We start from the raw sequence: 23,449 nt of genomic DNA, 5'->3' as shown, positions 1-23,449 counted from the left end.
GCTTGAGGGGGAATTATTCCGGGTTGTCGAGGGTGTACTCTTTGAACCTGATGACCTCCATGCCGAGCCAGTCGTTTACCTCCCTGAACCTGTCCTGTAGAGGCGACAGCTCGTTACGGACGAATACCTTTGCCACCTTCTCAACGTCACCGAGTGAGCCGATATTCTCGGGCTTGCCGCCCATAAGCTGGAACGGTACTCGGTGCGCATCCATCAGGTCGGCGGCGCTGGCTTTCTTGATGTTGAAAAAGTCATCCTTTGTGGCGACCTCGCTCAGTGGCACGATTTTTATGCCGTCCGGTTTTCCGCCGGGAGCGTAGAAAAACAGGTTCTTAAAGTTGCCGGGCCCTTTCGAGTTGCGCATCGCCTCGCGCAGCGATTCGACGTCGGTCGCGCTCTGCGCCGGGTCGGTCACATACATGATGTAACCCGCGTGCGCGCCGTTCTGATAATACTTGCGGCGGAACAGCGTCGCGGATTCATTCAGCCAGGCGGAATTAAGCGCGCTGAGGTATTCGGGCAGGCCGTAAATTTCCTGATTAATATCGGGCTCCAGCAGGTGAAACACGGTATCAGGCGCGAACTCATGCGGTAGAGTGAAGTTTTCCACAAACCAGAAAATCGAATCGTCGACCCCGCGCCGGGTGTATTTGGCCGGTGAAGCCAGTAGCTTGATTAACTGGCCGGTGACGCTGTGGCGCTGCTCAAGAAAGGCGTTGCCGAATACCAGATAGTCGAGCGCAAAGCGGCTGAAATCCTGACGGGACAGCAGCGGGTGCGGAATGTAGGTGCTCGCGAGCACGTTGCGCTTAACGTAAATCGGTGAGCTGTGATGTACAGCAGAGCGCAGGCTCTTTGCCAGCCCGGAGAAGCTGACCGGCGGCTCGTACCATTTGCCGTTACTGATACACTCGACGTAATCCAGAATGTCGCGCTTATCGAGTACCGGCACCGGCTCGCCGAAGGTGAACGCCTCCATTTTTTGCGGGGCGCTGGCGGTCGTGGTGACTGCTTTGCGTGGCTTGCGCTTGCTCATGCTGCCACCTCACCCGCTGCAACAGCGAAAGACCAGTCGCAGCCAAACAGCAGACGATAATCATCGTCGCTGTATTCGCGTTTAATTTCCTCAGGCGCAAAGAGATTGCACCCGCGCTGGCATGCTGCATCCAGAGTGACCGACTGACGCCAGACACCATCTGTGCAAAATACGCTGTCGCCGGTATTGATTAGCGGTGACGGTCGGCGCTTGCGGGTTGTGCCGTTCCACACCCTGAATGCTGCGTAGTTGTCTGATGGTGTGGTGAACATCGTCAGATTGTGGCGTTTATGGCAGGCGATAGCCGCCGCGACTTTTGCGGCTCTTAGCGGGTTACTGAACCAACCGAACTCATCAAGGTAGACATTACCCGCCAGCGCGGCGCAGTGGGATTCCTCGCCGACAAAGCTGATAACCGCCCCGCCGTCGAGCTGCAGGCTGTGGCCGTTACTCGTCAGGCGGACGCCGACGCGCGCCGAAAGGTTGTTCATGTACATCAGCGCCACGCGCGCATGTTCAATGGTGTGAGCAAACCAGACCTGATTATCGCCCGCTGTCAGCGCATCGAGCAGCGCCTCGCGACTAAAGAACTGCGTTGCGCCAATCTGGCGCGATTTGGTGATGCTGCGGTCGATATTGAGTTTCCCGACACGCAACCATGTTGCCTGATAGTCAAAGCTGTCATTGTGCAGAATATCGGCCATTGCCTGAATCTGGCTTTGTGAGAAAACGTTATTTTTCATTAATTAAACTCCAGAATAGATTTAGGCTGCATGCCGCTACCGGCGGAAAGCGGTTCGTTTAACAGGGCGTGCATGGTCGCCCATGCGATATCGGCGTGACTGGCTTCCTCGGTGCGGCTGGCCTCGTAGGTGGCGCTGCGCCCGCTGCTGGTCATGGTTTTGCGGATGGACATAAACGACTGCGTGACGTCGGTCGCCCCGGCGTCGTACTCCAGACAGCCACGGCGAATGGTGTCTTTTGCCTTGAGCACCATCGCGGTTTTCATTTCGGGTGTGTAACGGATGCCGCGTGCCGCCGGGTAGAATGAGCGCACCAACTGGAACACGCCGAGGCCGAGGCCGGTTGCGTCAATGCCGATGTATTCGACGTTGTATTTCTCGGTAAGCCCGCGGATGCCCTCGGCCTGAGCGGCAAAGTCCATTCCTTTCCACTGGTGGCGCTCCAGCATGCGGAACTTGCCACCCGAGACCACCGGCGGCGCGAGCACAACGCACCCGGCACTGTCGCCGGTGTGTGACGGGTCGTAGCCAATCCAGACCGGGCGCGAGCCGAACGGATGGTCGGCGAACGGGGTAAAATCCTCCCATTCTTCCATCACGTCGACCATGCAGCGCTGCAGCTCCTCGAACGGGAATACCGATGCTTTATCGTCGACAAACTCGCACATAAACAGGTTCTTAAAGTCCTCATCACTGTTTTCGCGTTTGAGCTGGTCGAGGTCAAACAGGGTGCAGCCACCGGCAAGGGCATCCTCAATGGTGACAATCTGCCGCCACTGGCCATCGTCGCAGAGCTGACCACCGGCGAGCGCGCCGTGACTGATGTCGATTTCGATGCGGTCAGCAATACGGCTGCGCCCCTTGTTGAACAGCTCGCCAGACCAGAAGGGGTAAGCTCCGTGCGCCAGCGTGGAAGGTGTCGAAAAGTAGGTTGAGCGCAGGTGCTTCTGTGATGCCATGCCCGAGGCGACTTTGCGCAGCTTCTGAAAATTCGGGATCCAGAAAATTTCATCAACATACAGGTCGCCGTTATGGCTCTGCGCGGTGTTGGAATTGGTACCGAGAAAAATCAGCTTTGCGCCGTTGTTGCCGATGACAATCGGGTCGCCGGTCAGGTCGACGTCGACCAGCCGCGCAAACTGGATGATGTACTCGCGGAACACGTAAGCCTGAGTTTTACTGGCCGACAGAAATATCTGGTTGTGGCCGGTCTTGAGTGCGCGCAGCAGCGCCTCGCGGGAGAAATAGAACGTCGCGCCAATCTGGCGGGATTTGAGAATATCGCGAATACGGTGCGCCAGCCCTGCGCGGTACCACTGCAACTGGTACTCGAAAGACTGGTCGAAAAATAGCTCCTCCAGTTTCTCGATAGCCTCGTCGCTGAAAAAGTTCTTTTTCGGCTTCTTACGCTCGCCCTTGTTGCGGTTGGCGACATTGGGGTTAAGGTCGACCTCGTTGCCGGTCTGACTGTAGCGGTTAACGCGCGCCAGTCGCTCAATCTGCCGCCCGAGCAGGTCAATCTCTTTGAAGTCGCCGCCTGACTTTTGCGGCTTGGCGATGAGCTGAATCAGGCGCGCCTCAAGGCTGCTTTCGACGCGGGAAATCGGTGCGATGCCGTCCCAGCCGTCGCGCTGCTTCCAGCTCTGCACGGTCGGGCGCTTGACCTGCAGCATTTCGGCAATCTGTGGCACGGAAAACCCCTGCCAGTAAAGCAGCGATGCCTGCCGTCGCGGGTCATGCAACAAGGTTGTATCGGTGGAAATGGTCATTGATGCCTCGCCGTAGTGGATTCAGGGCAAGGCTACTTAATGGCCGTCAGTGATTCGCTAAGGTGCTGTTGTGTGGGCGGTTGTCCAGTCGTCATTGGTGGTCTGGCGTGTCCTGAGTCTGGAAACTGGCGGTGACCAGTAACCCCAACCTCAGGACTCCTGACAATGGCAAAAAAAGTCTCAAAGTTCTTTCGCATCGGCGTCGAGGGTGATACCTGCGACGGGCGCATTATCAGCGCCAGCGATATTCAGGAAATGGCCGAAACCTACGACCCGCGCGTCTACGGTTGCCGTATCAACCTTGAACACCTGCGCGGCCTGCTGCCCGATGGCGTATTCAAACGTTATGGCGATGTGGCCGAGCTGAAAGCCGAGAAGATTGACGACGATTCTGCGCTTAACGGCAAATGGGCGTTGTTCGCTAAAATCACCCCGACCGATGACCTTATCGCGATGAATAAAGCCGCGCAGAAGGTCTACACCTCAATGGAAATTCAGCCGAATTTTGCCAATACCGGCAAATGCTACCTCGTCGGCCTTGCGGTCACCGATGACCCGGCGAGCCTCGGTACCGAGTACCTCGAATTCTGCCGCAACGCGAAGCACAACCCGCTGCAGCGCTTTAAGGCCAACCCTGAAAACGTCTTTTCCGTTGCCACGCTGGCCGAGCTGGAATTTGAAGACGTTCCCGACACGGTGCTCAACAGCCTGGCCGATAAGGTGAAAGCCATTTTCAGTCGTAAGCAGGTCAGCGACGATGCGCGCCTGAATGATGTGCATGAGGCGGTGACCACCGTCAGCGAACATGTGCAGACCAACCTGACCAAGCAAGACGAGCGCCTTTCCGCTATGGAAACCGCGTTTGCCACCTTCAAACAGGAGCTGACCGGCAAGGTCGAAGAAACCAGCCAGGCATTTTCCGCCCTGAAAAACACCCTCGACAAAACTGAAAGTTTCAGCCAGCCGCGACGTACAAAAGCCAGTGGCGGTGGTGGCGACGAGCTGCTGACCGACTGCTGATAAACCGCAGACCGAAACCGGGCGGTAACCCCGCCCGATGCTGTGACTAACCGATTAATTCAAACAGGAAATACTATGCGTCAGGAAACCCGTTTTAAGTTCAATGCCTATCTGACCCAGCTCGCCAAACTGAACGGCATCAGCGTTGATGACGTCAGCAAAAAATTCACCGTCGAGCCGTCCGTCACGCAAACGCTGATGAACACCGTGCAGGCGTCATCCGCATTCTTGCAGACGATTAACATTCTGCCGGTCGCAGAAATGAAGGGCGAGAAAATTGGCGTCGGTGTGACCGGCACCATCGCCAGCACGACCGACACCTCGGGTGACAAAGAGCGCCAGACCGCAGATTTCACCGCGCTTGAGTCCAACAAGTACGAGTGCAATCAGATTAACTTTGACTTCCACCTGACCTATAAACGCCTCGACCTGTGGGCGCGTTTTCAGGACTTCCAGCGCCGCATCCGCGACGCCATTGTCCAGCGTCAGGCACTGGATTTCATCATGGCCGGTTTCAACGGTACCACCCGCGCTGATACCTCAGACCGCAGCAAAAACCCGATGCTGCAGGATGTGGCCGTCGGCTGGCTGCAGAAGTACCGCAACGAAGCTCCTGCCCGCGTGATGAGCAACATCACCGACGCTGACGGTAAGGTAATTTCGGCGGTGATTCGTGTCGGTAAGAACGGCGACTATGAGAACCTCGACGCGCTGGTGATGGACGGTACCAACACCCTGATTGACGAGATTTATCAGGATGACCCGAAACTCGTTGCCATCGTTGGCCGTAAGCTGCTGGCCGACAAATATTTCCCGCTGGTCAACAAACAGCAGGAAAACACCGAGTCGCTCGCGGCGGATATCATCATCAGCCAGAAGCGCATCGGCAACCTGCCAGCCGTGCGCGTGCCGTACTTCCCGGCGAATGCGGTATTCGTGACCACGCTGGAAAACCTCTCTATCTACTTCATGGATGAGAGCCACCGCCGCAGCATTGATGAGAACCCGAAAAAAGACCGCGTGGAAAACTACGAGTCGATGAACATCGACTATGTGGTCGAGGCGTATGCCGCCGGGTGCCTGCTGGAAAACATCACCCTGGGCGATTTCACCGCACCTGCAGCACCGGAAAGCGGAGCCTAAACCATGACGAGCCCCGCACAGCGTCACATGATGCGGGTCTCGGCCTCTCAAGCCGCGCAGCGGGAACAAGCCCCGCTGCGCCATGCAACCGCCTACGAGCAGATGCTGGTAAAGCTGGCCGATGACCGTCGCACGTTAAAAACCATCCGTTCAAACGAACTGAAAGCCGCGAAAAAGCGCGAGCTGCTGCCGTTCTACGCGCCGTGGGTCGCCGGTGTGCTGGCTGATGGCCGTGGCGCACAGGATGACATTCTGATGACCGTCATGCTGTGGCGACTCGATGCCGGTGACGTTGCTGGCGCGCTGGAGATTGCGCCCTACGCGCTGAAATACGGCCTCACCTCTGACCATCGCCGCACCACGCCTTACATGCTGGTTGAGGAGGTTGCGCTTGCCGCGCTGCGCCTGCGCGATGCCGGTGAGCCTGTCGACCTCGCATTACTGCTGACCACCCTCAGCCTGACCGACGGTGCTGACGTTCCCGATATGGTGCGCGCTCGTCTGCATAAGGTGACTGGCCTGACCCTGCGCGATGCCGGTCAGGACGCCGACGCGCTGGCGCAGTTTCAGCGAGCAATGCAGCTCGACCGCAATGCCGGTGTGCGCAAAGAGATTGAGCGACTGGAGCGGGCATTGAAGCCTAAGCCCGATGCCGCGCCCCGTAAAACGACTAAACCGCGCGCGCGCAAACCTGCCACCAGACCGGCGGCAAAGCGCGGGCGTCCACCAAAGGCGGTAAAAACCGCCGGTTAACTGAACGCTCCCCGAGCCGGGCGGCACGCCGGTCAAAGCGGGTTTTGCCCCTGACGGCGACCGGCGTCCACCGCCCAACCTAATGAGGTTGTCATGACGACAGTAATACTGAATCAGCCCGACGAACCGCAGGACGTACCGGGCGTGGTGATTCCCGCACCGGAGACGGGCGACGCAGTGATTAAAAACACGTTCTTTTTCCCTGATGTGGATCCGAAGCGGGTGCGCGAGCTGATGCGCCTTGAGCAGACGGTTTCCGATGCGCGCCTGCGCAACGCCATCAAGACCGGCATGGCGGAAACCAATGCAGAGCTTTACGACTACCGGCTGCGCCAGATTGCCGCCGGGTTTAAGACACTGGCCGACGTGCCTGACGCCGAGGAAATCGACGGCGAGAATGTGCGTGTTTTCCACTACCTGAGCGCCGTGACGGCGATGGCGACAGCCACCCTGTATGAGCGTTATCGCGGGGTTGAGGCCACCGGCAAGGGTGACAAAAAAGCCGACAGCGTCGAAACCACGATTGATGACCTGTGGCGGGATATGCGCTGGTCGGTCTCGCGCCTGCAGGATAAGCCGCGCTGCATCGTGGGCCAGCTCTGATGAAAGTCTACGCGATGCAGGGCGATACCCTCGACGCGCTTTGCGTCCGGTATTACGGGCGCACTGAGGGCGTGGTCGAGACGGTGCTGCAGGCTAATCCCGGCCTGTCTGAGCTGGGCGTCATTCTGCCGCATGGCACGGCGATTGACCTGCCAGACGTTGAAACATCACCCACGGCGGAGACCCTGAACCTATGGGACTGAGTATGGAAAAAATCACCACGTTTATCGCCTACTGGCTGGCCGTGGGTCTGGCGTATTTCGGGGCAATGTCGCCCGAAAAGCTGGCGCTGTATGTGGGTAGTCTGTGCGCCATTTTTACGGCGGCGGTGAATTTCTGGTACCGGCGCAAAACCTTTCGTTACCTGACCGAAATGGGAATCGACAAAGGGGTGACCCGTGAGCTCAATCGTTAAACGTTGCAGTGTGGCCGCAGTGCTGGCGCTGGCGGCACTGATGCCTGATTTTCGTCTGCTGAATACCTCGCCTGATGGTCTGGCGCTGATTGCCGACCTCGAAGGGTGTCGCCTGACACCTTACCAGTGTAGCGCGGGCGTGTGGACGTCAGGCATCGGCCACACTGCCGGGGTGGTACCGAAACGCGATATCACCGAGCGCGAAGCGGCGGCAAACCTGGTCGCCGACGTGCTGAATACCGAGCGCCGTCTCGCGGTCTGCGTGCCGGTCACCATGCCGCAACCTGTTTACGACGCGCTGGTCAGTTTCTCTTTTAACGTCGGCACCGGCGCAGCCTGTCGCTCGACGCTGGTCTATTACATCAAGCGTCATCAGTGGTGGCAGGCATGCGACCAGCTTACCCGCTGGGTGTACGTCAATGGCACTAAAAACAAAGGGCTGGAAAACCGCCGCGCGCGGGAACTGGCGTATTGCATGAAAGGAGTATCTCAATGAAAAAATATTTACGTTCCCTGATGTTCGATGCCCTGCTGGCACTGGTCCTGCTTTGGGGGCTGGTATCGCCGCAAAGCGCAGCCATTAATTTTGTGGCCGCATGGGCGCTATTCGGCTGTTTTGTCTGCATTACGGCGAGCCTCGCCGGTGTGGTCGCCTATGAGCACTGGCTGCGAAATACGGGCAAAAGTATTCCCGTCAATCCCGAGCTAATGAATGTATTCCGCATCGTCTTTTGTCGCGAACCCTCGCAGGCGCGCCACGCATGGTCTCTCATTATTTTTTCTGCTACCACGGGCTGTCTGCTTGGGGCTGGCTGGATCCTTACGGCTCTGATTTACCTGATTTGCGTGCTGACCTTTAAGGCCGTTCGCGAGACTTACCGCCAGCGCATTGAGGGGGCTGGTCTGTGTCCAGAGTCATTGTGATGTTTCTGGCCTCTGCGCTGGTGCTGGCTGTGCTCGGGCTGCTGTGGTTGCGCCATGAGAACGGCAATTTAACCCGCTCCTTTGAGACGGCAAATCGCGTCGCGAGCGAGCAAAAGACGACGATTGGCATGCTGAAAAATCAGCTCAGTGTTGCCGGTACGCTCGCCCGACGTAATGAATCCGCGCAGGTGGAACTGCGCGAACAGCTCGCAAAGGCCAGCGAGGAAGCCAGCCGCCGTGAGCAGACGATAACGAGGTTACTTAATGAAAATGAAGCCTTTCGCCGCTGGTATAACGCTGCTCTGCCTGACGTTGTGCGTCGGCTGCACATCCGCACCGCCTGCGCCAGCGCCGGTGATTGTGGTAAACGGATGCCCGAGGGTGAGCCTTTGCCCGATGCCGGGAAGTGACCCGAAAACCAATGGCGACCTGAGCGCGGATATCCGCCGCCTTGAGGGCGCGCTGACCGCCTGCGCGCTGCAGGTTAAAACCGTCAAACACTGTCAGGATGAACTCGATGCAGAAGCACAAAAGCCTGCGCAAAGCGCTGATTAACGCCGTGCCGCAGCTCCGAAACAACCCCGATATGCTGCGCCTGTTTGCCGACAACGGACATACCGATTCCCGACTGGCGAGCTCGCTGTCGTTTGAAAAAGTGTACGTGCTTAACGTGGTGGTGACCGACTTCACCGGCGACCTCGATTTGATATTCGTGCCGGTGCAGGCGTGGCTGCGTGAACATCAGCCGGACATTATGACCACCGACGACGGCCGGGAAAAAGGATTCACCTGGATTATTGATATCAATAACGACGATTCGCTTGATATCAGTATCAGCCTGAGGCTCACCGAGCGCACGCTCGTCAAAGAGGTCGACGGCGCGCTGCACGTCAGCTATGCCCCTGAGCCGCCACTGCCTGAGCCGGTGACGCGCCCGGTCGAGCTGTACGTTAACGGCGAACTGGTGAGTAAGTGGAATGAGTGAGTTAACCGCGCTGCAGGAACGTCTTGCCGGTCTGATTGCCAGCCTGTCACCGGCGGCGCGTCGGCAAATGGCGGCTGAGATTGCGAAAAAGTTGCGTACCAGTCAGCAACAGCGCATCAAGCGCCAGCAGGCACCCGACGGCACCCCGTATGCCGCGCGTAAGCGCCAGCCGGTGCGGAGCAAGAAAGGTCGGATTAAACGTGAAATGTTCGCCAAACTGCGCACCAGTCGCTTTATGAAAGCTAAAGGCAGCGACAGTGCGGCGGTGGTGGAGTTTACCGGCAAGGTGCAGCGCATGGCGCGGGTGCATCAGTACGGGCTCAAAGACCGGCCAAACCGCAACAGCCGGGATGTGCAGTACGATGCCCGCCCGTTGCTCGGTTTCACCCGCGACGATGAGCAGATGATTGAAGACGTCATTATCAGGCACCTCGGCAAATAAATATTGTGTGAACCACCACCGGAGCCGCGCGAATTGGCGCGACTCCAGACCAGAGGCATCCTTGCACTATGAATACGTTATCCACGATACAGGAGCTCGCACGCGCGATTCGCAACCTCATCCGCTCAGGTGTGGTGACTGAGGTTGATACCGTGCAGGGGCTGTGCCGCGTACAAAGCGGCGGGATCCAGACAACATGGCTGAACTGGCTGACCACCCGCGCCGGTCGTTCGCGGACGTGGTGGGCTCCCTCGGTCGGTGAGCAGGTTCTGCTGCTGGCAATCGGTGGTGAGCTTGATACCGCTTTCGTGCTGCCGGGTATTTTCTCCGACGATAACCCCGCTCCGTCGGCCTCGGCGGATGCGTGGCATGTGGCTTTCCCTGATGGTGCGGTCATTGAGTACGAGCCCGAAACCGGCGCGCTGACGGTCAGCGGCATAAAAACGGCCGACGTGACGGCATCGGAGTCCATCACCGCAACCGTGCCGCTGGTACTGGTGAAAGCCTCGACCAGTATCACCCTCGACACCCCGGAGGTGATTTGCACCAATAAGCTGACGACGGCGACGCTTGAGGTGCAGAAAGGCGGCAAGATGAGCGGCAATATCGAACATTCCGGCGGGTCACTGTCGTCTAATGGCAAGGTGCTCCACACCCATAAACACCCGGGCGACAGCGGCGGGCAAACGGGGGCTCCGTTATGACGGCGCGCTATCAGGGGATGAACCGAAATACCGGCCTCGGCATCAGCGACACTGAGCACATCAGTCAGAGCATGCGCGACATACTGCTGACGCCGGTCGGCTCGCGGGTGATGCGCCGTGAATATGGCTCGCTTCTGTCGGCGCTGATTGATATGCCGCAAAACCCGGCGCTCAGGCTGCAAATTATGGTGGCGTGCTATTCGGCTATCCAGAAGTGGGAGCCGCGCATCCGGCTTACCGCCATCAGCTTTGAGACCGGCGACGCTGGCGAAATGTATGTCGATATTACCGGGATGCGTACCGATACCGGTGCGTCAGTTTCAACCACTGTTTCACTGAGTTAAATCACTATGGCAACCGTTGACCTGAGTCAGTTACCCGTTCCCGACGTGGTTGAGGAACTGGACTATGAAACCATCCTTGCGGAACGCATTGCGACGCTGATTTCGCTCTATCCCGAAGACCAGCAGGAGTCCATTGCCCGGACGCTCGCGCTTGAGTCAGAGCCGATTGTTAAGCTGCTGCAGGAAAACGCCTACCGTGAAGTTATTTGGCGTCAGCGGGTGAATGAAGCCGCGCAGGCGGTGACGCTGGCCTATTCCGCCGGTAACGACCTCGACGTCGTGGCAGGGAACAACAATACCGAACGCCTGACCATCGCCCCGGCGGATGACACCACCATTCCGCCGACACCTGCCGTTATGGAATCCGATACTGACCTGCGACTGCGCACGCAACAGGCGTTTGAGGGATTGAGCGTGGCGGGTCCGGTCGGGGCATATGAGTATCACGGTCGCAGCGCCGACGGGCGGGTCGCTGACGTCTCGGTCGCAAGTCCGTCGCCAGCCTGCGTGACGATTACCGTGCTATCGCGCGAGGGTGACGGCACTGCTAGTCCTGAACTACTGGCGATTGTTGATAAAGCGCTGAATGCCGAAGATGTGCGCCCGGTGGCCGACCGGGTTACCGTCCAGTCAGCCGAGATTGTGCCGTACCAGATTGACGCGACGCTCTACGTTTACCCCGGCCCCGAATCTGAACCCATCAGGCTGGCATCAGAGCAGAAGCTGCAGAGCTACATCAGCGCGCAGCACCGCCTCGGGCGTGATATCCGTCTGTCGGCCATTTACGCGGCGCTGCATGTTGAGGGGGTGCAGCGTGTCGAGCTGGCATCACCTCAGACCGATATTGTGCTGAGTAAGTCGCAGGCGTCGAACTGCACCGAGTACCAGATAACTATCGGGGGCTCGGATGAGTGACAGGCTGTTACCCGTTGGCTCGTCGCCGCTGGAAGTTGCCGCCGCTGCTGCACTCTCTGAGATTCAGCGCGTGCCGGTACCGCTGCGCACCCTGTGGAACTGGCGCACCTGCCCGGTAAAGCTGCTGCCGTATCTGGCGTGGGCGCTGTCGGTCGACAGGTGGGATGAGAAATGGCCGGAGGCGACAAAGCGCAGCGTCTGCGCGTCCTCGTTTTTCGTCCATCAGCACAAAGGTACCATCAGCGCATTGCGTCGGGTCGTCGAGCCGCTCGGCTTTCTGATTGAGGTGCGCGAGTGGTGGCAACTCGACGAGGAGCCAGGCACATTCCGCCTCGTTGTTGGCGTCCTCGACAGCGGCATCACTGACGAAATGTATCAGGAGCTTGAGCGACTGATTGAAGACGCCAAACCGGCAAGTCGCCACCTGACCGGGCTGGCTATCAGTCTGAGCTCGACCGGCGAACTGTATGTCGGCGCGGGATGCTATCACGGCGACGCGCTGACTGTTTACCCCTACACCCCCGAGGAGATTGTCGTCGGCGGTGAATATTACCCGGCCTCGGCCATCCATTTGATTGATAATCTGAGAGTGAACGCATGACCGCAAAATATTTTGCCATTCTGACCAATCAGGGCGCGGCGCGGCTGGCGAACGCGGCGGCACTCGGTACCAAACTCAACCTGACGCAGATGGCCGTCGGTGATGCGAATGGTACGTTGCCGACCCCTGACCCGGCGCAGACGAAGCTCATTAACCAGAAACGCATCGCACCGCTGAACCTGCTGACCGTTGACCCGGCCAATACCAGCCAGATTATTGCGGAACAGATTATTCCCGAGAATGAGGGTGGTTTCTGGATTCGCGAGATTGGTCTCTACGATGACGACGGCATTCTTATTGCCGTGGCGAACTGCCCTGAGACCTACAAGCCGCAACTGCAGGAGGGAAGCGGACGCACGCAGACCATTCGCATGATTCTGATTGTGTCAAGCACGTCGTCTATTACTCTGAAAATTGACCAGTCGGTTGTGCTGGCAACCCGAAAATATGCCGATGACAAGGCAATTGAGCTGAAACTGTATGTCGATGACTTGATATCTAAACACCTTGCGGCGGCTGACCCGCATTCACAATATGCGACAAAGGACAGCCCGACATTTACCGGCAAGCCAAAAGCACCCACGCCGCCGGTCGTAGCAAATGATACACAAGTTGCTACAGCGGGGTTTGTGCAGGCGGTTATTGCCGCCCTTGTATCCGGGGAACTGGCGAATAAGCAGCCGCTGGATAAGACGCTAACAGACCTGTCAGGGAAAGATGTCGCCGCTATTCTCAAATACCTTGGTTTGGGAGAAGCGGCGAAAAGGGATGTGGGCACAGGAGATAATCAGATACCGGATATGGGAGCATTCGCTTCTGGTTCGGGATGGTTCAGGCTACCAGGTGGATATATTGTTCAGTTTGGCACTTTTGCAGGAAACACGACCCGCTTTATCAGTGGACACTTCCCTATACCATTCCCTAATCAGCCGATGGTTTCAGTCAGTGTTATGTCTGATGCCGTTCAGTCAGACCCGTCGATTCCTGCCCCGCAGGTTTTGTCTGTAAATTTTGAACATATCAGTAATTCAGCGTGGCGTGTGGCAACCAGTGATATCTCACAGCAATACAGATTCAGTTATATTTCGATAGGACGGTAGAAATGCAGAAATATATTTTCAGTGCCGATAAAAATGCGTTTTTCCCTGTGGAGCTTAAAATCGCTTATCAGGAATCCGGCGAATGGCCCGATGATGGAATCGAAATTGACGACACTGTTGCTGCCGAATTTATGAAGGAAGCACCAGAAGGAAAATACAGAGGTGTCATCGACGGAATGCCTGCATGGATTGATATTCCACCGCCAACTCATGAGGAACAAATTGCCGCAGCCGAACTGAAAAAGCAGCAATTGATTAATCAGGTCAACGAATACATAAACAGTAAGCAATGGCCTGGTAAAGCGGCGATTGGTCGCCTGAAAGGTGAGGAACTGGTGCAATATAATTTGTGGCTGGATTATCTGGACGCACTGGAGCTGGTCGATACTTCCGGTGCGCCAGATATTGAATGGCCTACGCCTCCTGCGGAGTAATTTCTGGCGGAGGGGCAAATGCCTCTCCGTCATATGTCCAGTCGATACCAGCCGATATGTCGTCAATATTCACAGTAATATAATCATCGAAAATGTCTCCAGTGCCATCCCATACAACAACATTTTCAACGACGCCATTTTTAACTAGCGCATAATTACTCATTATGCCAGCTCCTCAATGATTACGATTCCCGGGCGTCCCGCTGCGCCTGATTTAGCTGGTTGGGATGAGCCATTCGAACAGCCGGATGCTCCAGAACCATAGCCCCCACCGGGATTTGCCGGGTCATTAATTGCAGGAATCGATCCGCCTACCCCAAATATACTATTTGAACCACGCGAGCCAGCGGCATAGCTATATGTAACAGCTACGGCTGGTTCTGCCCCTGCTCCAGATGAGCCGACAATATTCCACCCAGTCGGGCCATCGCTGTTAGTATTGGCCACGGGCTGAAATGGTGGGTTTGCCGGGCCGGCGGGTAATCCAACTTTCCCGCCGGGCGATGAAATAAACGAACCAACTGAGCTAGCTCCGCCGTCAGCGCCGTATATTGAATCCGCCGTTCCTCCTGCACCGCCTGAACCGATGACGACTGACGCCGTTGTTATTGACGATACGTCATAAATGCCCTCAGCATATGCCCCTGCGCCGCCCCCGTTACTCACGGAAACCTCGTTACTACCCGTTGCCGGTGCAGCTGAACTGCCGCCCCCCCCACCGAGACATTTAATTCGCCATTTTTTTGCGCCTGGCGTTTTTGTCACTGTCCCGCTGGCAGTGAATACCTGTATTTTTAGCAGCCTACCAACGTATCCGCTCGCATCTCCCAAACCAACCTTTGAAAGAATGGCGGGCTGATGCCCGTCTTTTTTATGAATTGTTTATGTGCCATCGGCTATCCATCGCCGATAAATAGCCCCTCACCAGACCAGTCAGGACAATAACACTCGCCCACTAACCACGGAGTTAACCGGATGAGTGATTTTCACCACGGCGTGCAGGTGCTTGAGATTAACGACGGCACCCGCGTCATTTCCACTGTTGCAACCGCAATCGTCGGCATGGTCTGCACGGCCAGCGATGCGGATGCCGAGACATTCCCCCTCAACGAGCCGGTACTGATTACCAATGTGCAGAGCGCCATTGCGAAAGCCGGTAAAAAAGGCACGTTGTCTGCCTCCCTGCAGGCTATCGCCGACCAGTCAAAACCCGTCACCGTTGTTGTGCGCGTTGCCGAAGGTGTCGACGATGACCCGGATGCAGCTCAGGCGCAGACCATTTCTAACATCATCGGCGGCACGGATGAGAACGGTAAATACACCGGCATTAAGGCGCTATTGACTGCCGAAGCGGTCACCGGCGTTAAGCCGCGCATTCTCGGCGTGCCGGGTCTCGATACCAAAGAGGTCGCAGTCGCACTTGCTTCGGTCTGTATCAGCCTGCGCGCCTTTGGCTATATCAGCGCATGGGGTTGTAAAACCATTTCCGAGGCGATGGCCTATCGCGAGAATTTCAGTCAGCGCGAGCTGATGGTCATCTGGCCTGACTTCCTCGCATGGGACACCACCACGAACGCCACCGCAACAGCCTACGCCACCGCGCGCGCACTCGGCCTGCGCGCCTACATCGACCAGACTGTCGGCTGGCATAAAACCCTGTCTAACGTCGGCGTGCAGGGTGTCACCGGCATCAGTGCGTCAGTCTTTTGGGATTTGCAGGCATCCGGCACCGATGCTGACCTGCTCAACGAGGCCGGGGTCACGACGCTGGTGCGTAAAGATGGTTTCCGCTTTTGGGGTAACCGCACCTGTTCTGATGACCCACTTTTCCTGTTTGAGAACTACACCCGCTCCGCGCAGGTGCTGGCCGACACGATGGCCGAGGCTCACATGTGGGCGGTCGATAAGCCCATTACCGCATCGCTCATCCGTGACATTGTCGACGGCATTAATGCCAAATTCCGCGAGCTGAAATCAAATGGCTACATCGTGGACGGTGAATGCTGGTTCGACGAGGAATCGAACGATAAGGAAACCCTCAAGGCCGGGAAACTGTATATCGACTACGACTATACGCCGGTTCCACCACTGGAAAGCCTGACCCTGCGCCAGCGTATCACCGATAAATATCTGGTGAATCTGGCCGAATCGGTCAACAGCTAAGGAGCCTGAAATAACATGGCACTACCCCGCAAACTCAAATATCTGAATATGTTCAACGACGGTCTGAGCTACATGGGCGTTGTTGAATCCGTGACGCTGCCGAAGCTGACCCGCAAGCTCGAAAACTATCGCGGCGGCGGTATGAATGGGGCGGCGGCGATTGACCTCGGTCTCGACGATGATGCGCTCACCGTCGAGTGGTCTGTCGGTGGCCTGCCTGATGTGGCTCTGTGGGCGCAGTACGCCGCGCCGGGTGCTGACGCTGTGCCGCTGCGTTTTGCTGGATCCTACCAGCGCGACGACACCGGCGAAATCATCGCGGTCGAGGTCGTCATGCGTGGCCGTCATAAAGAAATCGACGGCGGCGAAAATAAGCAGGGTGAAAACACCTCGACCAAACTGTCGACCGTTTGCACCTATTACCGCCTGACGATTGATGGTAGCGACGTCATCGAAATCGACACCGTCAACATGGTCGAGAAGGTGAACGGCGTCGACCGTCTGGAACAGCACCGCCGCGCAATCGGGCTGTAATTCCCTGACCGGTCAGAATGGCTGGCCGGTTATTAATCCCCTTTCAGAGCAGAGAAAAAATCATGGCTAAAGCACCACGTAAAACCGCTGAATTTGTTGATACGGATGGCAATGAAATTGATACCGTAAACCCGAACATCGTGACCCTCGACAAGCCGATTAAGCGCGCCGGTCAGACGATTGATAAAGTCACCCTGATTGAGCCGAACGCCGGTACCCTGCGCGGCGTCAGTCTGGCGGCGGTGGCGCAGTCCGAGGTCGATGCGCTGATTAAAGTGCTGCCCCGCATGACCTATCCCGCGCTCACCACGCAGGAGCTAACCGCGATGAACCTGCCCGATATGCTGTCGCTGGCCGCTAAGGTGATTGGTTTTTTGTCACCGGCTTCGGCGGAATAGATTTCCCGCCTGACCTGTCGACCGATGACCTGATGGCGGATATTGCAGTGATATTCCACTGGTCGCCATCAGAGCTCTATTCCCTGAGCCTGACCGAGCTCATCACATGGCGCGAAAAGGCGCTACAGCGTAGCGGAAACCACAATGAGTAATAACCTGAGGCTTGAGGTATTGCTGAAAGCGGTCGACCAGGCGACCCGACCGCTTAAATCCATCCAGGCCGCGAGTAAAACCCTCTCGGGTGATATTCGCGACACACAAAAAGGGCTGCGTGACCTGAACGGTCAGGCATCGAAAATCGACGGCTTTCGCAAGGCAAGCGCTCAACTGGCCGTGACAAGTCAGTCGCTTGAGAAAGCGAAACGCGAAGCCGGTGAACTGGCCGTGCAGTTTAAAAACACCACCAGTCCGACCCGGGCGCAGGCGCAGGCACTCGACGCTGCAAAGCGTGCCGCCTCTGAGCTGCAGACGAAATACAACAGCCTGAGAACGTCGGTACAGCGTCAGCGCTCCGAGCTGATGCAGGCCGGTATTAATACCCGCACCCTGTCTGCTGATGAGCGTCGGCTCAAAACCTCCATCAGCGAAACGACGGCGCAGCTTAACCGCCAGCGTGAGGCACTGGCGCGCGTCAGTGCGCAGCAGGCGAAATTAGGCCGGGTGAAAGAGCGATATAAATCAGGCAAGGAGCTTGCCGGTAACATGGCCGCTGCAGGTGCTGCCGGGGTCGGTATCGCGACAGCGGGAACGATGGCTGGGGTTAAATTACTGATGCCCGGTTATGACTTTGCGCAGAAAAATTCCGAGCTGCAGGCCGTGCTCGGGGTCGATAAGCAGTCGCCAGAAATGCAGGCGCTACGCAAACAGGCGCGCCAGCTCGGCGACAATACTGCCGCCTCTGCCGATGACGCTGCCAGCGCGCAAATTATTATCGCAAAAGGTGGTGGTGATGCTGAAGCTATTGCGGCCATGACGCCTGTGACTCTCAACCTGTCACTTGCGAACAGAAAAACAATGGAGGAAAACGCGCAACTATTGATGGGGACAAAAGCCGCCTTTCAGCTTTCTAATGACGCGGCCGCACATATCGGTGATGTTCTTTCAACAACGATGAACAAAACCACCGCTGATTTTCAGGGGCTAAGCGACTCATTAAGCTACCTTGCCCCTGTTGCGAAAAATGCCGGGGTGAGTCTTGAACAAGCGGCGGCGATAACCGGCACACTTCACGATAATAACATTAGGGGGTCAATGGCTGGGACGGGCGGCGCGGCTGTTATAACGAGACTACAGGCACCAACAGGCAAAGCATATGATGCCCTCAAAGAGTTGGGGGTTAAAACCTCGGACAGAAAAGGCAATACGCGCCCATTATTTACCATCCTGAAAGAAATGCAGGCCAGTTTTGAGCGCAACAAGCTCGGCACTGGTCAGAAAGCTGAATATGTGAAAACCATATTCGGCGAGGAGGCTATGAAATCCGCAAGTGTGCTGATGGCGGCGGCGGCCAGCGGAAAACTAGATAAACTCACCGCGACGATAAAAGCCTCGGACGGTAAAACCGAGGAACTGGTTAAGGTTATGCAGGATAACCTCGGCGGCGACTTCAAGGAGTTCCAGTCAGCGTATGAGGCGGTCGGCACTGACCTCTATGACCAGCAAGATAGTTCATTGCGCAAACTTACCCAAACCGCCACGCAGTATGTTTTAAAACTCGACAACTGGATCAAAGATAACAAGGAGTTGGCAGAAACTATCGGCATCATTGCCGGTGGCGCGCTGGCGCTGATTGGTATCATCGGCGGCATTGGTCTCGTTGCGTGGCCGGTTGTCATGGGGATTAACGCCATTATCGCCGCTGCTGGCGTGTTGGGTACGGTCTTTACTGTCGCTGGTAGCGCCATTGTGACCGCGCTCGGTGCGATTACCTGGCCGATTGTGGCCGTCGGTGCGGCGATTGTGGCCGGGGCACTTCTCATCCGCAAATATTGGGAGCCCATCAGCGCGTTTTTCTCGGGGGTGATTGAGGGCATCATGAGCGCCTTTGCACCAGTCGGGGAAATGTTCGCTCCACTGGCACCCATTTTTGACGGACTCGGTGAGAAACTGCGCGGCGTCTGGCAATGGTTTAAAGACCTGATTGCACCGGTCAAGGCCACGCAGGAGACGCTTGATAGCTGCAAAAATGTCGGTGTCATATTTGGTCAGGCACTGGCCGATGCGCTGATGTTGCCTCTGAATATTTTCAATAAGCTGCGTGGTGGTCTCGATGTAATTCTCGAAAAGCTCGGCCTTGTTAAAAAGGAATCGAGCAGTATTGATACGGAAACGGCAAAAACGCCGCCGGTTGGTCAGGGTGGAGGGTATATTCCGACAACCAGCTCGCTTGGTGGGTATCAGGCTTATCAGCCTGTCACGGCTCCCGCCGGTCGTACCTATATTGACCAGAGCAGCCCGACCTACCAAATCAACCTGCCGGGTGGTGGCGCGCCGGGTGGTCAATTGGGTAACCAATTGCAGGATGCGTTAGAAAAATATGAACGCGACAAGCGAGCCAAAGCCCGCGCTAGCATGATGCACGATTAAGGAGGCTGATGATGATGCTTGCTCTTGGAATGTTTGTGTTTGAACGTCGCACCCTGCCTTATCAGTCGATGCAGCACTCGAAGAATTACCGCTGGGCGTCTAATGACCGGGTCGGCAAACCGCCTGCGTATCAGTTTCTCGGCGAGGGCGAAAACGCGATCCAGCTTGCCGGCACGCTTTACCCTGCCATTACTGGCGGTCGTATATCCCTGCTGGCTGTCGAGCTGATGGCCGACGAGGGCAGAGCTTGGCCGCTGATTGAGGGAACCGGCAATATCTTCGGGATGTATATCGTCGAGACGGTGTCGACCACGCATACCGAGTTTTTCAGTGACGGCGCGGCCAGAAAGATTGATTTTACCCTTTCGCTGAAACGGGTCGACGAATCACTGACGGCAATGTTTGGCGACCTGAATAAACAGGCCAGCGAGCTTCTCGGCTCTGCCGGTAATCTGACCGATAAACTGCAGGGCGCGCTCGGGGGGCTGACCGCATGATTACGGGCATGACCATTGACGCCGGTGCCAGTCTTGCACCGGCATTTATGCTGACGCTGAACAGCCAGGACATTACCAGCAATTTTAGTGACCGGTTGATTTCTCTTACCATGACCGACAACCGGGGTTTTGAGGCTGACCAGCTCGACATTGAGCTCGACGACACCGACGGCAAAGTCGAGTTACCCCTGCGCGGGGCGGTGCTGACGCTGTGGCTTGGGTGGCAGGGTTCCGCGCTTCTGAATAAGGGCGATTTCACGGTCGATGAGATTGAGCATCGGGGAGCGCCTGATACCCTGACCATCCGGGCGCGTAGTGCAGACTTTCGGGGAACGCTCAATTCACGGCGTGAAGAATCGTGGCACGACACCACCCTCGGTGAGCTGGTCAGCACCATTGCAAAGCGCAATAAACTGACGGCCAGTGTCGCGGATTCACTGAAAAAAATACCGGTACCGCATATCGACCAGTCGCAGGAGTCCGACGCCGTATTTCTGACCAGGCTGGCTGACCGCAACGGGGCGGCGGTGTCAGTGAAAGCGGGTAAGCTCCTGTTTCTGAAAGCAGGTAGTGCAATGACCGCCAGCGGCAAGCCCGTCCCGCAAATGACCCTGACCCGCAGCGATGGCGACCGTCATCAGTTCGCCATTGCTGACCGTGGGGCTTATACCGGCGTAACTGCAAAATGGTTGCACACCAAAGACCCGAAGCCGCAAAAGCAGAAAGTAACACTGAAACGTAAGCCAAAAGAGAAGCACCTGCGCGCACTGGAGCACCCGAAAGCAAAGCCGGTTAGCAAAAAGACAAAGGCCAAAAAAGAGCCGGAGGCGCGCGAGGGTGAGTATATGGCCGGTGAGGCCGATAACGTGCTGGCGCTGACGACTGTCTACGCTTCCAAGGCGCAGGCAATGCGCGCCGCTCAGGCTAAGTGGGATAAGCTGCAGCGAGGCGTTGCGGAGTTTTCAATTACGCTGGCGCTTGGTAGGGCTGATTTATTCCCTGAGGTACCGGTGCGCGTGTCGGGCTTTAAGCGCGTCATAGACGAGCAATCTTGGTTAATCAGTAAGGTGACTCACAATCTGAATAATAGCGGCTTCACGACGGGCTTAGAGCTTGAGGTTAAACTCTCTGATGTAGAGTACAGCTCAGAGGAAAGTGAGAATTGAAAAAGCAAATCGTGATTTGCAAATGCAATTTAAGGGTTTATCATTCCCTCAGATACGCCAGCAGGGGGAATAATTATGATGCACTGCCCGTTATGCCAAAACGCCGCGCATGCTCGCACTAGCCGGTACCTTAGCACCGAAACGAAAGAACGTTATCACCAGTGCCAAAACATCAATTGCGGATGTACATTTATAACTTTTGAGACGCTATCTAGATTCATTGTGAAGCCGGGCGCTGTTGACCCTGCCCCTCCTCATCCCGTCAGAAACCAGCAACAGCAACTTTGGCTTTAACCTGCTTCGGCAGGTTTTTTTATATCTGCCGCCATCGTGCCAATCTCTGTCGCCAATTTGCCGCCATCACCAATAAAAAAGGGGCTAGCAAATAGCTAACCCCTTGTTTTATAACACGCTTTGGATGTAGCGCGAATGCGTTATCAGTTAAGACGCTCTTTGATACGAGCAGACTTACCAGTGCGCTCACGCAGGTAGTACAGTTTAGCTTTACGTACAGCACCACGACGTTTAACAGCAATGCTGTCAACTACCGGAGAGTGAGTCTGGAAGACACGCTCAACGCCTTCGCCGTTGGAAATTTTGCGAACAGTGAATGCAGAGTGCAGACCGCGGTTACGAATAGCGATAACCACGCCCTCGAATGCCTGCAGACGTTTTTTGGAACCTTCAACAACCCATACTTTCACTTCCACGGTATCACCCGGACGGAAGGAAGGTACGTCCTGCTTCATCTGTTCTTGTTCAAGTTGCTTAATAATGTTGCTCATAATTTAATCTCTTATCCTGGGTAAACTGATATTGGGGGCTCACGCCTGCCCATCATGTTTATGCTGCTGTTTTGCGTGTTCAGTTTTGAACTCCGCCAGCAACTTTGCTTGCTCTTCAGTCAGAGCCAGGTTTTCCAGAAGTTCAGGTCTTCTAAGCCAGGTGCGGCCCAGCGACTGCTTCAGACGCCAGCGACGTATCTCAGCATGGTTTCCCGACAGCAATACTGGCGGTACTTCCATCTCTTCTAACACTTCAGGACGGGTATAGTGCGGGCAATCCAGCAACCCATCAGCAAAGGAATCTTCCGTTGCCGAAGCTTCATGGCCCAGTACTCCCGGAATGAACCGGGAAACGGAGTCAATCAGCGTCATTGCCGGTAACTCACCGCCGCTGAGAACGTAATCGCCGATTGACCATTCTTCGTCAATTTCGGTTTGGATTACGCGCTCGTCTATCCCTTCGTAGCGACCGCACACCAAAATCAGTTTCTGATTCGTTGCCAGTTCGCTGACGCCCGCTTGATCAAGCTTGCGTCCCTGAGGTGACAGATAAATCACCTTCGCGCCTTCACCTGCCGCGGCTTTTGCTGCATGAATGGCATCCCGTAAGGGTTGCACCATCATTAGCATCCCCGGTCCGCCGCCGTAAGGACGATCGTCCACGGTACGGTGCCGGTCATGCGTGAAGTCGCGAGGACTCCAGCTTTCGATGCTCAGCAGGCCATTTTTTACTGCCCGGCCAGTTACCCCGTAATCGGTAATTGCGCGGAACATTTCAGGAAACAGGCTAATTATGCCAATCCACATAGCGCCGTCTTTTACCGTTTATCCGGAGAATTTAAAAACCAGGATCCCAATCTACTTCGATAGTACGCGTAGTGAGATCGACTTTCTTGATAACCTGCCCATCGAGGAACGGAACCAACCGCTCCTTGATACCAAATGCATCTTTCAGGTTTGCCTTGATGACGAGCACGTCATTAGACCCGGTTTCCATCATGTCGATGACTTTACCGAGGCTATAGCCTTCCGTTGTCACTACCTGGCAGCCCATCAGGTCTTTCCAGTAGTAGTCACCCTCTTCCAGCTCCGGCAACTGCGATGAATCCACAATAATTTCGCAATTAGTCAGTAGATTCGCGGCATCACGATCGTCAACGCCTTTCAGCTTGATGATGATGTCCTGATTGTGGTGGCGCCAGCTTTCCAGCTCAACGACCTGCCACTGACCCGCCTTCTGGATTAACCAGGGCTGATAGTCAAAAATGCTTTCGGCGTCTTCGGTGGAGGAAAACACTCTGAGCCAACCACGGATACCGTAGGAAGAACCCATTTTCCCCAATACGATCGGATCAACAGGTGCTTGTGCGGTGTGTTGCTTGCTCATCA

Annotated in this window: 34 protein-coding genes; 26 read left to right on the top strand and 8 right to left on the bottom strand. The window is 56.2% G+C overall.

What is annotated here, in order from left to right:
* Positions 1–13: 13 nt before the first annotated feature.
* From B8P98_RS06655 to B8P98_RS06645, 3 genes are read right to left on the bottom strand one after another with little or no spacing between them, the layout of a single operon-like run.
* On the bottom strand, positions 14–1,036 hold the full coding sequence (locus tag B8P98_RS06655; RefSeq protein WP_095032845.1) for a phage portal protein: 1,023 nt from the start codon (positions 1,034–1,036) through the stop codon (positions 14–16).
* A complete protein-coding gene (locus B8P98_RS06650) occupies positions 1,033–1,779 on the bottom strand; it encodes a terminase large subunit domain-containing protein (RefSeq protein ID WP_095032844.1) in 747 nt (248 codons plus the stop codon). The genes B8P98_RS06655 and B8P98_RS06650 overlap by 4 nt, the downstream gene beginning before the upstream one ends.
* Positions 1,779–3,548, bottom strand: coding sequence for a terminase ATPase subunit family protein (locus B8P98_RS06645; protein ID WP_095032843.1), 1,770 nt, complete (start codon positions 3,546–3,548; stop codon positions 1,779–1,781). The genes B8P98_RS06650 and B8P98_RS06645 overlap by 1 nt, the downstream gene beginning before the upstream one ends.
* A 165-nt stretch (positions 3,549–3,713) precedes the next feature.
* On the opposite strand from B8P98_RS06645, the gene B8P98_RS06640 reads away from it, so the two are divergent.
* From B8P98_RS06640 to B8P98_RS06555, 18 genes are all read left to right on the top strand, one after another.
* Positions 3,714–4,568 carry a GPO family capsid scaffolding protein gene (locus tag B8P98_RS06640; protein ID WP_095032842.1) on the top strand — a complete coding sequence of 285 codons (855 nt, stop codon included), beginning with the start codon at positions 3,714–3,716 and terminating at the stop codon, positions 4,566–4,568.
* Positions 4,569–4,643: 75 nt separating this feature from the next.
* Entirely contained in the window at positions 4,644–5,711 is a 1,068-nt protein-coding gene (locus tag B8P98_RS06635) for a phage major capsid protein, P2 family (RefSeq protein ID WP_047721260.1), read from the top strand.
* 3 nt (positions 5,712–5,714) lie between these two features.
* Entirely contained in the window at positions 5,715–6,464 is a 750-nt protein-coding gene (locus B8P98_RS06630; RefSeq protein ID WP_095032841.1) for a phage terminase small subunit, read from the top strand.
* Positions 6,465–6,557: 93 nt separating this feature from the next.
* Positions 6,558–7,067, top strand: a complete 510-nt coding sequence (locus B8P98_RS06625; protein ID WP_000214252.1) for a head completion/stabilization protein — start codon at positions 6,558–6,560, stop codon at positions 7,065–7,067.
* Positions 7,067–7,270, top strand: a complete 204-nt coding sequence (locus B8P98_RS06620) for a tail protein X (RefSeq protein ID WP_000870101.1) — start codon at positions 7,067–7,069, stop codon at positions 7,268–7,270. Before B8P98_RS06625 ends, B8P98_RS06620 begins: the two co-directional genes overlap by 1 nt.
* Positions 7,261–7,482 (top strand): phage holin family protein, encoded by a 222-nt coding sequence (locus tag B8P98_RS06615; protein ID WP_001437784.1) that lies wholly within the window; start codon positions 7,261–7,263, stop codon positions 7,480–7,482. Before B8P98_RS06620 ends, B8P98_RS06615 begins: the two co-directional genes overlap by 10 nt.
* Complete coding sequence (locus tag B8P98_RS06610; RefSeq protein WP_095032840.1) at positions 7,466–7,978, top strand: lysozyme; 513 nt, start codon at positions 7,466–7,468, stop codon at positions 7,976–7,978. The genes B8P98_RS06615 and B8P98_RS06610 overlap by 17 nt, the downstream gene beginning before the upstream one ends.
* On the top strand, positions 7,975–8,406 hold the full coding sequence (locus B8P98_RS06605) for a DNZ54_00345 family protein (protein WP_095032839.1): 432 nt from the start codon (positions 7,975–7,977) through the stop codon (positions 8,404–8,406). The genes B8P98_RS06610 and B8P98_RS06605 overlap by 4 nt, the downstream gene beginning before the upstream one ends.
* Entirely contained in the window at positions 8,406–8,816 is a 411-nt protein-coding gene (lysB, locus tag B8P98_RS31560; RefSeq protein WP_095032838.1) for an Rz-like lysis system protein LysB, read from the top strand. Before B8P98_RS06605 ends, lysB begins: the two co-directional genes overlap by 1 nt.
* Complete coding sequence (gene lysC / locus B8P98_RS31485) at positions 8,719–8,961, top strand: Rz1-like lysis system protein LysC (protein ID WP_242461240.1); 243 nt, start codon at positions 8,719–8,721, stop codon at positions 8,959–8,961. The genes lysB and lysC overlap by 98 nt, the downstream gene beginning before the upstream one ends.
* Positions 8,924–9,391, top strand: a complete 468-nt coding sequence (locus tag B8P98_RS06590; protein WP_095032837.1) for a phage tail protein — start codon at positions 8,924–8,926, stop codon at positions 9,389–9,391. Before lysC ends, B8P98_RS06590 begins: the two co-directional genes overlap by 38 nt.
* Positions 9,384–9,833 (top strand): phage virion morphogenesis protein, encoded by a 450-nt coding sequence (locus B8P98_RS06585; protein ID WP_047027870.1) that lies wholly within the window; start codon positions 9,384–9,386, stop codon positions 9,831–9,833. The genes B8P98_RS06590 and B8P98_RS06585 overlap by 8 nt, the downstream gene beginning before the upstream one ends.
* 68 nt (positions 9,834–9,901) lie before the next feature.
* On the top strand, positions 9,902–10,537 hold the full coding sequence (locus tag B8P98_RS06580; protein WP_001094751.1) for a phage baseplate assembly protein V: 636 nt from the start codon (positions 9,902–9,904) through the stop codon (positions 10,535–10,537).
* Entirely contained in the window at positions 10,534–10,881 is a 348-nt protein-coding gene (locus tag B8P98_RS06575; RefSeq protein ID WP_000127178.1) for a GPW/gp25 family protein, read from the top strand. The genes B8P98_RS06580 and B8P98_RS06575 overlap by 4 nt, the downstream gene beginning before the upstream one ends.
* Before the next feature lie 6 nt (positions 10,882–10,887).
* Positions 10,888–11,796, top strand: a complete 909-nt coding sequence (locus B8P98_RS06570; protein WP_095032836.1) for a baseplate assembly protein — start codon at positions 10,888–10,890, stop codon at positions 11,794–11,796.
* Positions 11,789–12,397, top strand: coding sequence for a phage tail protein I (locus B8P98_RS06565; protein ID WP_080789242.1), 609 nt, complete (start codon positions 11,789–11,791; stop codon positions 12,395–12,397). Before B8P98_RS06570 ends, B8P98_RS06565 begins: the two co-directional genes overlap by 8 nt.
* Positions 12,394–13,497 carry a phage tail protein gene (locus B8P98_RS06560; protein WP_095032835.1) on the top strand — a complete coding sequence of 368 codons (1,104 nt, stop codon included), beginning with the start codon at positions 12,394–12,396 and terminating at the stop codon, positions 13,495–13,497. The genes B8P98_RS06565 and B8P98_RS06560 overlap by 4 nt, the downstream gene beginning before the upstream one ends.
* A 2-nt stretch (positions 13,498–13,499) precedes the next feature.
* Entirely contained in the window at positions 13,500–13,931 is a 432-nt protein-coding gene (locus tag B8P98_RS06555; protein WP_032195635.1) for a tail fiber assembly protein, read from the top strand.
* Here the strand turns inward: B8P98_RS06555 and B8P98_RS06550 are convergent.
* On the bottom strand, positions 13,912–14,094 hold the full coding sequence (locus B8P98_RS06550; RefSeq protein WP_050485498.1) for a hypothetical protein: 183 nt from the start codon (positions 14,092–14,094) through the stop codon (positions 13,912–13,914). The two genes, B8P98_RS06555 and B8P98_RS06550, sit on opposite strands and share 20 nt — an antisense overlap.
* Positions 14,094–14,696 (bottom strand): glycine-rich domain-containing protein, encoded by a 603-nt coding sequence (locus B8P98_RS32115; protein WP_458645812.1) that lies wholly within the window; start codon positions 14,694–14,696, stop codon positions 14,094–14,096. The genes B8P98_RS06550 and B8P98_RS32115 overlap by 1 nt, the downstream gene beginning before the upstream one ends.
* Positions 14,697–14,906: 210 nt before the next feature.
* Between B8P98_RS32115 and B8P98_RS06545 the strand changes: the two genes are divergently transcribed.
* From B8P98_RS06545 to B8P98_RS06510, 8 genes are all read left to right on the top strand, one after another.
* Positions 14,907–16,094, top strand: a complete 1,188-nt coding sequence (locus B8P98_RS06545) for a phage tail sheath protein (RefSeq protein WP_095032834.1) — start codon at positions 14,907–14,909, stop codon at positions 16,092–16,094.
* A 15-nt stretch (positions 16,095–16,109) separates the two neighbouring features.
* The gene (locus tag B8P98_RS06540; RefSeq protein ID WP_001207674.1) at positions 16,110–16,628 is read left to right on the top strand and encodes a phage major tail tube protein; all 519 of its coding nucleotides are present in this window, start codon (positions 16,110–16,112) and stop codon (positions 16,626–16,628) included.
* 62 nt (positions 16,629–16,690) lie between these two features.
* The gene (locus B8P98_RS06535; protein ID WP_016243407.1) at positions 16,691–17,026 is read left to right on the top strand and encodes a phage tail assembly protein; all 336 of its coding nucleotides are present in this window, start codon (positions 16,691–16,693) and stop codon (positions 17,024–17,026) included.
* Positions 17,027–17,058: 32 nt separating this feature from the next.
* Positions 17,059–17,178, top strand: a complete 120-nt coding sequence (locus tag B8P98_RS06530) for a GpE family phage tail protein (protein WP_001630833.1) — start codon at positions 17,059–17,061, stop codon at positions 17,176–17,178.
* Complete coding sequence (locus tag B8P98_RS06525) at positions 17,171–19,612, top strand: phage tail tape measure protein (protein ID WP_095032833.1); 2,442 nt, start codon at positions 17,171–17,173, stop codon at positions 19,610–19,612. Before B8P98_RS06530 ends, B8P98_RS06525 begins: the two co-directional genes overlap by 8 nt.
* Before the next feature lie 11 nt (positions 19,613–19,623).
* Positions 19,624–20,109, top strand: coding sequence for a phage tail protein (locus B8P98_RS06520; protein WP_000978868.1), 486 nt, complete (start codon positions 19,624–19,626; stop codon positions 20,107–20,109).
* A complete protein-coding gene (locus B8P98_RS06515; protein ID WP_095032832.1) occupies positions 20,106–21,275 on the top strand; it encodes a phage late control D family protein in 1,170 nt (389 codons plus the stop codon). Before B8P98_RS06520 ends, B8P98_RS06515 begins: the two co-directional genes overlap by 4 nt.
* Positions 21,276–21,350: 75 nt before the next feature.
* The gene (locus B8P98_RS06510) at positions 21,351–21,569 is read left to right on the top strand and encodes a DNA-binding transcriptional regulator (protein WP_000972009.1); all 219 of its coding nucleotides are present in this window, start codon (positions 21,351–21,353) and stop codon (positions 21,567–21,569) included.
* A 143-nt stretch (positions 21,570–21,712) separates the two neighbouring features.
* Here B8P98_RS06510 and rplS read toward each other — a convergent pair whose 3' ends face one another.
* From rplS to rimM, 3 genes are read right to left on the bottom strand one after another with little or no spacing between them, the layout of a single operon-like run.
* Positions 21,713–22,060, bottom strand: coding sequence for a 50S ribosomal protein L19 (gene rplS / locus B8P98_RS06505; protein ID WP_002914145.1), 348 nt, complete (start codon positions 22,058–22,060; stop codon positions 21,713–21,715).
* 39 nt (positions 22,061–22,099) lie between these two features.
* Complete coding sequence (gene trmD, locus B8P98_RS06500; protein ID WP_025712654.1) at positions 22,100–22,867, bottom strand: tRNA (guanosine(37)-N1)-methyltransferase TrmD; 768 nt, start codon at positions 22,865–22,867, stop codon at positions 22,100–22,102.
* A 31-nt stretch (positions 22,868–22,898) separates the two neighbouring features.
* Positions 22,899–23,447: a ribosome maturation factor RimM gene (gene rimM, locus B8P98_RS06495; RefSeq protein WP_004150977.1), complete on the bottom strand. Its 549-nt coding sequence runs from the start codon at positions 23,445–23,447 to the stop codon at positions 22,899–22,901.
* Positions 23,448–23,449 lie beyond the last annotated feature (2 nt).

Source organism: Klebsiella quasivariicola (assembly GCF_002269255.1).
Lineage (GTDB): Bacteria > Pseudomonadota > Gammaproteobacteria > Enterobacterales > Enterobacteriaceae > Klebsiella > Klebsiella quasivariicola.
The sequence above is the reverse complement of the archived record's forward strand: the minus strand, read 5'-3'. Positions and strand labels throughout refer to the sequence as shown.